Source organism: Enterobacter sp. PL1 (assembly GCF_945957325.1).
Taxonomy (GTDB): Bacteria; Pseudomonadota; Gammaproteobacteria; order Enterobacterales; family Enterobacteriaceae; genus Enterobacter; species Enterobacter roggenkampii.
Window position 1 is genome coordinate 180,830 of sequence record NZ_CAMFKT010000007.1, and the last position, 12,349, is coordinate 193,178.

11 protein-coding genes are annotated in these 12,349 nt (G+C 55.1%); 2 read left to right on the plus strand and 9 right to left on the minus strand.

Features of this window, described 5'->3' with window-relative positions; translation table 11 throughout:
- Nucleotides 1-39: 39 nt before the first annotated feature.
- From atpE to asnC, 7 genes are all read right to left on the minus strand, one after another.
- Nucleotides 40-279 carry a F0F1 ATP synthase subunit C gene (gene atpE / locus N6P30_RS09035; RefSeq protein ID WP_000429386.1) on the minus strand — a complete coding sequence of 80 codons (240 nt, stop codon included), beginning with the start codon at nt 277-279 and terminating at the stop codon, nt 40-42.
- 49 nt (nt 280-328) lie between these two features.
- On the minus strand, nt 329-1,144 hold the full coding sequence (gene atpB / locus N6P30_RS09040) for a F0F1 ATP synthase subunit A (RefSeq protein WP_008500193.1): 816 nt from the start codon (nt 1,142-1,144) through the stop codon (nt 329-331).
- Nucleotides 1,145-1,152: 8 nt separating this feature from the next.
- Nucleotides 1,153-1,533 (minus strand): F0F1 ATP synthase subunit I, encoded by a 381-nt coding sequence (gene atpI / locus N6P30_RS09045; RefSeq protein ID WP_008500194.1) that lies wholly within the window; start codon nt 1,531-1,533, stop codon nt 1,153-1,155.
- 616 nt (nt 1,534-2,149) lie between these two features.
- Nucleotides 2,150-2,773, minus strand: a complete 624-nt coding sequence (gene rsmG / locus N6P30_RS09050; protein ID WP_008500195.1) for a 16S rRNA (guanine(527)-N(7))-methyltransferase RsmG — start codon at nt 2,771-2,773, stop codon at nt 2,150-2,152.
- A gap of 107 nt (nt 2,774-2,880) precedes the next feature.
- Nucleotides 2,881-4,770, minus strand: a complete 1,890-nt coding sequence (gene mnmG / locus N6P30_RS09055; protein ID WP_023293684.1) for a tRNA uridine-5-carboxymethylaminomethyl(34) synthesis enzyme MnmG — start codon at nt 4,768-4,770, stop codon at nt 2,881-2,883.
- Nucleotides 4,771-5,144: 374 nt separating this feature from the next.
- Nucleotides 5,145-5,594, minus strand: a complete 450-nt coding sequence (gene mioC, locus N6P30_RS09060; RefSeq protein ID WP_023293683.1) for an FMN-binding protein MioC — start codon at nt 5,592-5,594, stop codon at nt 5,145-5,147.
- A 90-nt stretch (nt 5,595-5,684) separates the two neighbouring features.
- Entirely contained in the window at nt 5,685-6,143 is a 459-nt protein-coding gene (asnC, locus tag N6P30_RS09065; protein WP_008500198.1) for a transcriptional regulator AsnC, read from the minus strand.
- 151 nt (nt 6,144-6,294) lie between these two features.
- Between asnC and asnA the strand changes: the two genes are divergently transcribed.
- Nucleotides 6,295-7,287: an aspartate--ammonia ligase gene (gene asnA / locus N6P30_RS09070; RefSeq protein ID WP_008500199.1), complete on the plus strand. Its 993-nt coding sequence runs from the start codon at nt 6,295-6,297 to the stop codon at nt 7,285-7,287.
- Here the strand turns inward: asnA and viaA are convergent, their stop codons facing one another.
- Together viaA and ravA are read right to left on the minus strand one after the other, a co-directional pair.
- Nucleotides 7,288-8,739, minus strand: coding sequence for an ATPase RavA stimulator ViaA (gene viaA / locus N6P30_RS09075; RefSeq protein ID WP_008500200.1), 1,452 nt, complete (start codon nt 8,737-8,739; stop codon nt 7,288-7,290).
- Nucleotides 8,733-10,229: an ATPase RavA gene (ravA, locus tag N6P30_RS09080; RefSeq protein WP_023293680.1), complete on the minus strand. Its 1,497-nt coding sequence runs from the start codon at nt 10,227-10,229 to the stop codon at nt 8,733-8,735. Before ravA ends, viaA begins: the two co-directional genes overlap by 7 nt.
- 222 nt (nt 10,230-10,451) lie before the next feature.
- Between ravA and kup the strand changes: the two genes are divergently transcribed.
- Complete coding sequence (gene kup / locus N6P30_RS09085; protein ID WP_021242659.1) at nt 10,452-12,320, plus strand: low affinity potassium transporter Kup; 1,869 nt, start codon at nt 10,452-10,454, stop codon at nt 12,318-12,320.
- The last annotated feature ends 29 nt before the right edge of the window (nt 12,321-12,349 follow it).

Below are 12,349 nucleotides of genomic sequence, written 5' to 3' on the forward strand. Positions count from 1 at the left end.
CCTCTTTAATATCTGTGGCTTAGGGTTTTAAAACTACTACTACGCGACAGCAAACATCACGTACAGACCCAGACCTACAGCGATCATTGGGATAGCATCCACCAGACCCATAACGATAAAGAACTGAGTACGCAGCAGAGGAATCAGATCAGGTTGACGCGCAGCGCCTTCCAGGAATTTGCCCCCGAGGATGCCGATACCGATCGCAGCACCGATAGCCGCCAGACCCATCATCACAGCGGCAGCCATGTACAGCAGATCCATATTCAGGTTTTCCATGACAGTCTCCAGTTTGTTTCAATTAAAACGTAGTAGTGTTGGTAAAAAATCAGTGCTCTTCAGACGCCATCGACAGATAGACGATCGTCAGAACCATGAAGATAAAGGCTTGCAGCGTAATGATCAGGATGTGGAAAATGGCCCACGGCACATTCAGAACCCACTGTGACCACCACGGCAGAAGACCCGCGATCAGAATGAAAATCAGCTCACCCGCATACATGTTGCCGAACAGTCGCAGACCCAGTGAAACAGGTTTGGACAGCAGGCTAACGCCTTCCAGGATCAGGTTGACCGGAATAAACGCCCAGTGGTTGAACGGCTGCAAGGTAAGCTCTTTCACAAAGCCGCTTACGCCTTTCATTTTGATGCTGTAGAAAAGAATCAGGATAAACACGCCCAGCGCCATCGACAGGGTGATGTTCACGTCCGCAGACGGTACAACACGCAGTGCAGGCAGGCCGAAGATGTGCTCGCCAATAAACGGCAGCAGATCGATTGGCAGCAGGTCCATCAGGTTCATCAGGAAGACCCAAACGAACACGGTCAGCGCCAGCGGAGCAATCAGCTTGCTCTTGCCATGGTACATGTCTTTGACGCTGCCATGGACGAAGCCGATGATCATTTCGATGAAGGTCTGGAATTTCCCTGGTACACCGCTGGTCGCTCGTTTAGCAACACCGCGGAACATGGCCAGGAACAGAAGACCCAAAACCACCGAGAAGAACATGGAGTCGATGTTGATCGTCCAGAAGGTGGCCGGGGGGTTATGTGGATCCACCAGCGAGAATGTACGCAGGTCCAGCTGAAGGTTATTCAGATGGTGACCTATGTAATCCTGCGGCGTCATATTTTCTGAAGCCATGATGCCTTTTACCCTTTGTTATTGATTACAGCTGGAGCCAGAACTTGTACCACCAGCACCAAAACCCACGTTGCTATCAGCGGCATGAAGACCACTTTCAAAACCGCCAGCGCCATCACCAGTAGAGCAAAGGTCAGCAACACCTTACACACTTCGCCGAGGGCGAAGGACCAGGCCACGCGGCCTTTGGCAGGTGTATGCGCCTGATGACGCCAGGCAAAAATCATAAACAACACGTTTGGCAGCACAACCGCCAAACCCCCGCACACGGCGGAGATGCCCCAGAAGGGGTCTTTGAGGCTAAACAGCAGTCCACTTGCTATCACAGCCAGAAACTGAATGAACAGAAGCTTACGAGCAACGTTTCTACTCAAGAGCGACACAGACATCACGTTTTTACTCCTGCTCCCTTCGAGGTATGCCGCGTGTCGTATAAAACGTCCTTTAAGGCTCAGAGTCAAGCATCAAAAAGCGGTCAAATTATACGGTGCGCACCCGTGATTTCAAACATTAAGTAGCGAAAAGGTGAATAAATGTTTAAATATTTTTCCCCACCGCTATTTTTTAACTTTCGCTGAAAGCGTCAACCTTCGACCAAAACTGCAAACAGCGCGAAAACGTTGTCGATAAAGCGTGCACGAGATCACAAAACACACATTTGCGATAAGGTTGTATTTATCAAAGGCGCAAATCGCAGAAATTTATCTTTATGAAATTAAACGCAAAATGTCGCAACTATTTTCAAAACAGCCCGGTACACAATAAAAACCTTTTATTGACATTCTTAATAAATAATTAACATTGCGTTCTGGTTACTGCCTTCCACTTTTAGCAGACTTATATTTTCAAAGATGACTATCTTCTCGGTGAATAACGATTGCTTCGTTAACCGGAAGAAAAACCTTAGTGAAGCAGAGGTTAAAAGCTCCTCGGTAAATCCCCGGTAGTTGTGCTGTTTTTTAACATGATAAGAACAGCACGAATTCCACATTTTTTATTAATTTTTTAAAAATTGTTTGGCTTAATTATCACCAGGTGACGTTCGCCTTCGAGCTGAGGAATCTGTAATTTCTCAATAGACTCGACAGCAAAACCGTCCGGAAGCTGTTCAATCTCATCGCCTGGCAACTGCCCTTTCAGCGCATAAAAGCGGCCATTCTCCGCAGGTAAGTGCTTGCACCAGCTCACCATATCGTTGAGCGACGCAAATGCGCGGCTGATAACCCCGTCAAACGGCGGCTCTGCCGGGAACTCCTCTACCCTGCTCTGCACGGGCGTGATGTTTTCAAGCTTCAGCTCATGCTGTACCTGGCGTAAAAAGCGCACGCGTTTGCCAAGGCTGTCCAGCAGCGTGAAATGGCTCTCAGGGCGAACAATCGACAGCGGAATACCCGGCAGACCAGGGCCCGTCCCCACGTCGATAAAGCGTTCACCTTTCAGCCAGGGAGCAACCACGATGCTGTCGAGAATGTGGCGAACGAGCATCTCGTTGGGGTCGCGAACAGACGTCAGGTTGTACGCTTTGTTCCATTTGTTCAGCATATCGACATAGGCCACCAGCTGATTTTTCTGGTGATCGGTGAGCGAAATACCTGCCTGATCCAGCAGACGAGAGAGTTTGTTGAGCACGGTGAATACCTGTTGAGAGTTTTTTTGCCCGGTGGCGCTGCCGCTTACCGGGCCTACGAATAAGTAGGGCGGGTCAGCGAAGCGCCACCCGCCAAAAGCAATGTCAATTACGCGCTACGGCGCAACATGCCCTGCTTTTTCAGCCACACCAGCAGGATCGAAATCGCCGCCGGGGTCACGCCCGAGATGCGGGATGCCTGACCGATCGACACCGGTTTGTGATCGTTCAGCTTGGCGATCACTTCGTTGGAAAGGCCCGTCACCTGGCGGTAGTCCAGCATTTCCGGCAGCAGCGTGTTTTCGTTACGCTGCTGTTTTTCGATCTCATCCTGCTGACGGGCGATGTAACCTTCGTACTTCACCTGGATTTCGACCTGCTCTGCCGCTTCAGCGTCTTCCAGGCCCGGCGCGAACGCGGTCAGTTTGACCAGGTTCTCGTAGGTGACTTCTGGACGGCGCAGCAGATCTTCACCGCTGGCTTCGCGCGACAGCGGCGCGGTTAAGTGAGCGTTCACTTCAGCAGCGGTTTCCGTCTGCGGATTCACCCATGTGGTTTTCAGACGCTGACGTTCCTGCTCAATGCGCTCCAGCTTCTCGTTGAAGCGCGCCCAGCGCTCGTCATCGACCAGACCCAGCTCGCGGCCCATTTCGGTCAGACGCAGGTCGGCGTTATCTTCACGCAGCATCAGGCGATATTCCGCGCGAGAGGTAAACATACGGTACGGTTCTTTGGTACCCAGCGTGCAGAGATCGTCAACCAGCACGCCCAGATAAGCCTGAGAACGCGCCGGAGCCCAGCCCTCTTTCTCAGCAGAGAAGCGCGCGGCGTTCAGACCGGCAAGCAGGCCCTGTGCAGCCGCTTCTTCGTAGCCGGTGGTGCCGTTAATCTGACCCGCGAAGAACAGACCGTGGATGAATTTGCTCTCCAGGGTCGGCTTCAGGTCACGCGGATCGAAGAAATCGTACTCAATAGCGTAGCCAGGGCGAACGATTTTTGCGTTCTCCATACCCTGCATTGAGCGAACAATTTGCATCTGTACGTCGAACGGCAGGCTGGTGGAGATGCCGTTCGGGTAAATTTCGTTTGAGGTCAACCCTTCCGGCTCCAGGAAGATCTGGTGCTGGTTGCGATCGGCAAAGCGCATCACTTTGTCTTCGATCGACGGGCAGTAGCGTGGACCGATCCCTTCGATCACGCCGGCGTACATCGGGCTGCGATCGAGGTTATTGCGGATCACGTCATGGGTTTTCTCGTTGGTGTGCGTGATGTAGCACGGCACCTGCTGCGGATGCTGTGCCGCATTGCCCATAAACGAGAAGACCGGCATTGGGTTATCACCGTGCTGTTGCGCCAGCACGCTGAAATCAATGGTGCGCGCATCAATACGCGGCGGCGTGCCGGTTTTCAGGCGGCTGACGCGCAGCGGCAGCTCGCGCAGACGGCGAGACAATGGGATAGACGGCGGATCGCCAGCACGGCCGCCGCTGTAGTTATCCAGACCAATATGAATTTTACCGTCAAGGAAGGTACCCACGGTCAACACCACGGCTTTGGCGCGGAATTTGAGGCCCATCTGGGTCACGGCGCCCACGACGCGATCGTTCTCAACGATAAGATCTTCAACCGCCTGCTGGAAGATCATCAGGTTCGGCTGGTTCTCCAGCGCGGTACGTACCGCCTGGCGATAAAGTACGCGGTCTGCCTGAGCACGGGTCGCACGCACAGCGGGGCCTTTACTGGCGTTTAGTATCCTAAACTGAATGCCTGCGTGATCGATCGCCTTCGCCATCAGGCCGCCAAGTGCATCCACTTCTTTTACCAGGTGTCCTTTCCCAATGCCGCCAATCGCCGGATTACAGGACATTTGTCCCAGCGTGTCGATATTGTGTGTCAAAAGCAGGGTCTGCTGGCCCATTCGCGCTGCGGCCATTGCGGCCTCAGTGCCTGCGTGACCCCCGCCAATGATGATGACGTCAAAAGGATCCTGATAAAACATGGTGGTCTGCCTCGCGTAAAGCGGTATGAAAATGGATTGAAGCCCGGGCCGTGGATTCTACTCAACTTTAGTCTTTCGAGAAAGCATTGGGATCCTGGGCTATTAAAAAGAAGATCTTTTTATTTAGAGATCTGTTCTATTGTGATCTCTTATTAGGATCGCGAACCCGTGTGGATAAGTCCGATCTCATAAAGAAGATCATGCAGTTAGAAAGGATCGTTTGCTGTGAATGATCGGTGATCCTGGACCGTATAAGCTGGGATCAGATCGCGACTTTATACACAGGCTAAAAACTGCGATACGGTTGTTCTTTGGATAACTACGGGTTAATACGAGCTTTTAACCAGACTTATCCACATCTGTTCGCGCGATCTTTAATCTTTTTTGAGTAAATTTTTCCATTCCGCGAGCCAGATCTCGGCTGGATCCTCCGGAATGTCATGATCGAGGATGTTGATCTTGAGTGTTTCGCCCAGCTGTTTTGCTCCGCAGGAGGTCACAGCGGCTTCGACTTTCTCTATTGCCCCGCAAAAGGTGTCATATTCACGACTGCCGATCCCCACTGCGCCAAAACGGACGTTTGACAGGTCGGGCTGCTGTTCCAGCAGTTCGTCATATAAAGGTTGCAGGTTGTCCGGCAGATCGCCCGCGCCGTGCGTGGAGGTGATCAGCAGCCAGACCCCGTCAGTCGGGAGATCTTCCAGCAGCGGGCCGTGCAGGGTTTCCGTAGAAAAGCCCGCCTCTTCCAGCTTTTCAGCCAGATGTTCCGCTACGTATTCTGCACCGCCCAGGGTGCTGCCGCTGATAAGGGTAATGTCCGCCATTGATCGCTCGCTCAGATAAAGAGACGGCCATTGTACGCTGTGAACGAGCTGGGATCTACATGTGGAAAATGTGGGAATGGATTTGCCCGATCACGGGCGGATGGTACGCATGATCGGGTTTTGCAGGGAGATCAGTGTCTCGGTGGACTGAATTTCATCGATTGTTTGGATCTTGTTGATAAGTACCTGCTGGAGGGCGTCGATGGATCGGCACATGACCTTAATAAAGATGCTGTAGTGCCCGGTGGTGTAGTACGCCTCGGTGACTTCATCCAGCGCGTTCAGTTTCGCCAGGGCGGAAGGGTAGTCTTTGGCGCTTTTAAGAATGATGCCGATGAAGCAGCAGACGTCGTAACCCAGCTGCTTCGGGCTGACGTCAATGCGCGCGCCGGTAATGATCCCCGCCTGCTTCATCTTCTCTACGCGAACGTGAATGGTTCCCGGGCTGACGCCAAACTGCTTCGCCAGTTCGGCGTAGGCGGTACGGGCATTGGCCATTAACGCCTCCAGAATGCCGCGGTCGAGATTGTCGATCTGATAATTTTCCATAGCTTTTTCTTATGAAGATTAATGAATCACTCTATTCTAGCGCCTTATTTTATCGAATCAAAAGTGAAGGCGGCTTTTTGTTGATGGGTTATTGAATAAGGTGCCATTTCTGTTGCTTAATCAATATCAACAGGACGCAGGAGTATAAATAATGAAAACCGCTTACATCGCAAAACAACGCCAGATCAGTTTCGTAAAATCCCATTTTTCCCGCCAGCTGGAAGAGAAGCTTGGGCTGATTGAAGTCCAGGCACCGATCCTCAGCCGCGTGGGTGACGGAACGCAGGATAACCTCTCTGGATGCGAAAAAGCGGTACAAGTAAAAGTGAAAACGCTGCCAGACGCCCAGTTCGAAGTGGTTCATTCACTGGCGAAGTGGAAGCGTCAGACCCTGGGACAACATGACTTCAGCGCGGGCGAAGGGCTCTACACGCACATGAAAGCCCTTCGCCCCGATGAAGACCGCCTGTCTCCCATTCATTCCGTTTACGTTGACCAGTGGGACTGGGAGCGCGTGATGGGCGATGGCGAGCGCCACGTTGGCACGCTGAAGTCTACCGTTGAGGCGATCTACGCCGGGATCAAAGCGACCGAAGCGGCCGTAAGCAAAGCGTTTGGTCTGGCACCGTTCCTGCCGGAAACGATCCACTTTGTACACAGCCAGGAATTGCTGACCCGTTTCCCGGATCTGGATGCCAAAGGCCGCGAGCGGGCGATCGCCAGAGAGCTCGGGGCGGTGTTCCTGATTGGGATCGGCGGCAAGCTGTCTGATGGCAAACGCCACGACGTTCGTGCGCCGGATTATGATGACTGGAGCACCACCGGTGAGGGGGAATTTGCCGGTCTGAACGGCGATATTCTGGTCTGGAACCCGGTGCTGGAAGACGCATTCGAGCTTTCTTCTATGGGGATCCGCGTTGATGCTGAGGCGCTGAAGCGCCAGCTGGCGGTGACCGGAGATGAAGATCGTCTCAAACTGGAGTGGCACCAGGCGCTGCTGCGTGGGGAAATGCCGCAGACGATTGGCGGCGGTATAGGCCAGTCCCGTCTGACCATGCTGCTGCTTCAGCTGCCCCATATTGGTCAGGTGCAGTGTGGCGTCTGGCCGCAGCAGGTGCGTGAAAGCGTCGGTTCTCTTCTGTAATTAACGCTGCCAGCGTCTGAGCAGGCGGCTACGCAACCCGGTATCAAAGCGCCAGATATGATCGAAGATGCGCATGATGCCGGGTTTTCCATGGGCGGACATCGCCACCGCATGAAAACGGTGCTGATGCACACGCTGTAATTCCTTCACTTTATTGACCACGTCATCCGGCAGCCGCTGGGCAATAAAATCGGATATCACTACCGCGTCAGCGTCGTACCAGTCGCCGCCCTGCATCCGCTCTACGATGCTGCGAAAACAGCTGGCCAGATCGGTTCCGCCGCGAAAGCGCTGGCTCAGGAAGCGGATTGCCTGCTCGATCCCCTGCTGGTTCGTCAGCTCATAGCCCACGACTTCGCTGGAGAACAGCATGATGAAGCAGCGGCGGCGATCGGCGAGCGCCACGCGCATCAGCGCCAGACAGAACGCCTTTGCACACTGCTCGTTAAACCCGCCCATGGAGCCGGACGTATCCACGCAGACAATAAATGGCCCGCGCGGCTGCTCGTCAAAATCCTGATGAATGACCGGCCGCTGGCTGACTTTCTCGCGCCAGGCTTCACCGTGCAGCCGGTAGGTGAGGAGCTGTTTTTCTACCAGCCGACGGTAAAACTCGTACTCCAGCTCGGTCATCCCGAGCGTGCTCAGCTCGGTGGGCAGCAGGCGCAGAATATCATCGCTCTGCTGGAGCCCGTCGACCTGCTCTGGAACGGTGGCCGGCTCACGCACCAGGGTGCGGAAGGTTTCCATCGGGGCGTCTTTCTTTGGAACCGACTTTGCCTCCCTTGAACGTCCCAGCTGTTCTGCAAGCTTCATCAGCTCGGGCTGCTGCGCCAGAAAATCGCCGTACTTGACGATCAGCTGATAGTCCCCGCGCCGGAGCTGGCCGGCGCTCATATCCCAGAGACGCCCTGCCGCGTTCTCATTTTCCACCAGCACCTGCTCAAGCTGGCCGCTTAAGGTCATGCGTTCCTGAACTTCACTGAGCAGCTGTTCGCGCTCTTCATCCAGCAGCTGCTGGTTTAGCGTGGTGGCCTGCACCACCAGGCTGAGACGCCAGCGCTGTAAGAAGAGGGTGTGCAGTGCGGGAGTGAACGTGGCGTTGTCCGTGACCAGCCCCCGGGCCTGGCTGGCAAACGGGGAGTGGACCTTGTCGAGCAACGTCAGGGTTTGCGGAAGCTGGACGATAAACTGCGACGTGGAAAGCCGCTGGCACTGCTGATAGCAGGCCACTTCTTCCGTTAACTCAGGGGGGACTTCGGTCTCTTTAAACCGTTGACGCAGGTTATCCCGCCAGCGCGGAAGATCGTCGGTCATCGCCTTTTTGAGCTTCGGAAATTTTTCAAAGAAGGCCGCCAGCTGCGGTGAAGCCAGAAGGGTGATCACCACTTCTTCGATCAACCCTTCCTCGCTGACGGCCAGCATGACGTTAAGCGTATCCAGGGTTAGCATTGACGCGCCTGTTTGATCTGCGCGCTGACGTCCTGCAGGCTGGCTTCGATGCGGCCTAACCAGTCGCTATGGATAAAGAGGCATTTTTGCTGCTCGCTAAAGCGGGTGTGCTGCTGGTGCCATTCGGTGTCCAGCGCGTCCAGCTGCTGCTTAATCTCTTCGGGGACGCTCTCAGAGGCGGTTCCCGGAAGCGCAAGACGCGAGCCCTGCAGGCTGACGTCGCGGATCACCAGGTGCTGGCTGCTGTCCACTTCCATGGTCAGCGGCTGCGCGAAACCGATGCCGTTGAGCTTTCCACGGATCTCTCCACCCTTATCCAGCCACTGCGCCAGCGTCTCGCGCTCAATCGTCACGTGCACCACCTGCATATCATGCAGCTTGAGCGGCTGCTGGAGCAGCAGGGTCAGCGTCGGGCTGGTGAGTTCGGCGGGTAATTCATAGTGCGGTTTGCGGGCGAACATCCCCCCCAGGCGATTCACTTTCAGCGCGGTTTTATCACTTTGCTGCTGCTGAAGCTGGATGCGCCGCTGGGCAATCGCCCCCAGCTGATTGAGCATCGCCTGCTGTCCCCAGGCGTGTCCGGTCATCAAAACGTCGAGCTGCTGCTGCATCAGATTCATGCCTTCCGCGTCGTGCCAGAGGCAGTCTTTCAGCAGGATCAGATCGATGGGCGCAACGGCATCGCGACCGCTGAACAGGGCGCTGGCCTGCAGCAGGCGGATCGCTTTTTTCCAGCGGCGATCGGAGACATAGGGGGCAGAGGGCAGTAAATCAAGCTGCTGGCGCAGCATGAAAATCAGCTCGAAGACGGAATCAGGCAGCTTAATTTTACCGATCTCTTCCTGCCACTGGTAATACTCCTCGTCTGATACCTGCAATGACGCTGCTACCGGGTTCTCGTTCTCATCCTGCTGGCTGACCAGCATGGAACGGAAATTGGACTTATCCTGCACTTTGTCCAGCCACAGGCGGATCAGCATACGGTCATACAGCGCTTCCAGGCTGCTGTCGGCTTCAGGCAGTTCGTTTGAGGCGGCCACCAGCAGGCGCATCGGGATTTTCTCTTCACTGGCGCCGTTGCGGAACCGACGTTCGTTTATCGCCGTGAGCAGGGTGTTCAGAATGGCCGGGCCGGCTTTCCAGATCTCATCAAGGAAGACAATTTCTGCCTCAGGCAGATACCCCGTCGTCAGGCGCTCGTAGCGTCCTTCATCTTTCAGCGCCTGAATGGAAAGGGGGCCAAACACCTCTTCCGGGGTGGAAAAGCGGGTCATCAGGTATTCAAACGCGCGGGCGTTCTTAAAAGCAAACTTAAGCCTGCGGGCAATCAGGCTTTTGGCGATGCCCGGCGGCCCAAGCAGAAACACGCTTTCACCGCTCAATGCTGCCAGTAAACAGAGGCGAATGGCGTGGCTACGCTCGAAAAGGCCTTTCTCCAGCGCGCTGCTGAGGCGGGAAATTCTTTCTGCTAATAAATGTGAGTGAGCCATAATAGTTTTGCATCCTTTCGCCGTCGTGGCGGCCAATTGAAGCGAGTATAGACGTTTCAGTCAGGGCTGGTAATAGGCTGAAGTGCGGCGCAATTTTCTTTGCGCTACATTAATGCGGTTGCATTTAGGGGTACGATTTTGCAATGAATCGTGCATACTGTGCGCTTTTTGTGGGCCAAGGGACCAGGAACACATTTGTTATTTAAACGAAAAGACTAGTCTATGAGCACTGATAATAAGCAATCATTACCCGCAATTACGCTTGCGGCGATCGGGGTTGTCTACGGTGATATCGGCACCAGCCCGCTTTATACGCTTCGTGAATGTTTGTCCGGCCAGTTTGGCTTTGGTGTTGAGCGCGATGCCGTGTTTGGCTTCCTGTCCCTCATCTTCTGGCTGCTGATCCTGGTCGTTTCCGTTAAGTATCTCTCCTTCGTTATGCGCGCTGATAACGCCGGCGAAGGCGGGATCCTGACCCTGATGTCCCTTGCAGGGCGCAACACCTCCGCCAGAATGACCTCCGTTCTGGTGATTATCGGCCTGATTGGCGGCAGCTTCTTCTACGGAGAGGTGGTTATCACGCCCGCGATTTCGGTCCTCTCGGCGATAGAGGGGCTGGAGATTATCGCGCCGCAGCTTGATACGTGGGTGGTCCCGCTGGCGATAATCGTGTTGACGCTGCTGTTTGTGATCCAGAAGCACGGTACCGGGCTGGTGGGAAAACTGTTTGCGCCGATTATGCTGGCCTGGTTCCTGATCCTGGCGGCGCTCGGTTTACGCAGCATTATCGCGAACCCGGAAGTGCTGCATGCGCTGAACCCATACTGGGCCGTGCATTTCTTCCTCGAATATAAGGTCGTCTCCTTCGTGGCGCTGGGGGCGGTCGTGCTCTCCATCACCGGTGTGGAAGCGCTGTATGCGGATATGGGTCACTTCGGAAAGCTGCCTATCCGCGTGGCCTGGTTTTTGGTTGTGCTGCCGTCGCTGGTACTCAACTACTTCGGCCAGGGCGCGCTGTTGCTCAAAAACCCGGAGGCGATTAAGAACCCGTTCTTCCTGCTGGCGCCTGACTGGGCGCTGGTGCCGATGCTGATCCTGGCGACGCTGGCGACCGTCATTGCCTCTCAGGCGGTGATTTCCGGCGTGTTTTCTCTGACGCGCCAGGCCGTGCGTCTGGGGTATCTCTCACCGATGCGCATCATTCATACCTCAGAGATGGAGTCGGGCCAGATCTACATCCCGTTCGTTAACTGGCTGCTCTACTTCGCTGTTGTGATTGTGATTGTCAGCTTCGAGCATTCCAGCAACCTGGCGGCGGCGTACGGTATTGCGGTAACCGGCACCATGGTGCTGACATCGCTTCTCTCCACCACGGTGGCGTACCGTAACTGGCACTGGAATAAATTCCTCGTGGCGATGATTCTGGTGGGCTTCCTGTGTATTGACGTGCCGCTGTTCTCTGCGAACCTCGACAAGATTGTCTCCGGCGGCTGGCTGCCGCTGACGCTGGGGCTGGTGATGTTCATCGTCATGACCACCTGGAAAAGCGAGCGCTTCCGCCTGCTGCGCCGTATGCATGAGCACGGGAATTCTCTGGAGGCGATGATCGCTTCGCTGGAGAAATCCCCGCCGGTCCGCGTGCCCGGCACCGCGGTGTACATGTCTCGCGCCCTGAACGTGATCCCGTTCGCGCTGATGCATAACCTCAAGCACAACAAAGTGCTGCACGAGCGCGTGATCCTGCTGACGCTGCGTACCGAAGATGCGCCATATGTTCACAACGTACGCCGCGTGCAGATTGAGCAGCTCTCCCCGACCTTCTGGCGCGTGGTGGCAAGCTACGGCTGGCGCGAAACGCCGAACGTGGAAGAGGTGTTCCACCGCTGCGGTCTGGAAGGCTTAAGCTGCCGGATGATGGAGACGTCGTTCTTTATGTCCCACGAGTCGCTGATCATCGGCAAGCGCCCGTGGTACCTGCGCCTGCGCGGCAAGCTGTACCTGATCCTGCAGCGTAACGCCCTGCGTGCGCCTGACCAGTTTGAGATCCCGCCTAACCGCGTGATTGAGCTGGGTACGCAGGTCGAGATTTAAGTCCTTTCGAAAATGCCGGGTGGCACTAC

Excerpts from the sequence above, each read along its gene's own strand:
- atpE (WP_000429386.1), bottom strand. The coding sequence starts at position 279 with ATGGAAAACCTGAATATGGATCTGCTGTACATGGCTGCCGCTGTGATG.
- atpB (WP_008500193.1), bottom strand. The coding sequence starts at position 1,144 with ATGGCTTCAGAAAATATGACGCCGCAGGATTACATAGGTCACCATCTG.
- atpI (WP_008500194.1), bottom strand. The coding sequence starts at position 1,533 with ATGTCTGTGTCGCTCTTGAGTAGAAACGTTGCTCGTAAGCTTCTGTTC.
- mnmG (WP_023293684.1), bottom strand. The coding sequence starts at position 4,770 with ATGTTTTATCAGGATCCTTTTGACGTCATCATCATTGGCGGGGGTCAC.
- mioC (WP_023293683.1), bottom strand. The coding sequence starts at position 5,594 with ATGGCGGACATTACCCTTATCAGCGGCAGCACCCTGGGCGGTGCAGAA.
- asnC (WP_008500198.1), bottom strand. The coding sequence starts at position 6,143 with ATGGAAAATTATCAGATCGACAATCTCGACCGCGGCATTCTGGAGGCG.
- asnA (WP_008500199.1), top strand. The coding sequence starts at position 6,295 with ATGAAAACCGCTTACATCGCAAAACAACGCCAGATCAGTTTCGTAAAA.
- viaA (WP_008500200.1), bottom strand. The coding sequence starts at position 8,739 with ATGCTAACCCTGGATACGCTTAACGTCATGCTGGCCGTCAGCGAGGAA.
- ravA (WP_023293680.1), bottom strand. The coding sequence starts at position 10,229 with ATGGCTCACTCACATTTATTAGCAGAAAGAATTTCCCGCCTCAGCAGC.
- kup (WP_021242659.1), top strand. The coding sequence starts at position 10,452 with ATGAGCACTGATAATAAGCAATCATTACCCGCAATTACGCTTGCGGCG.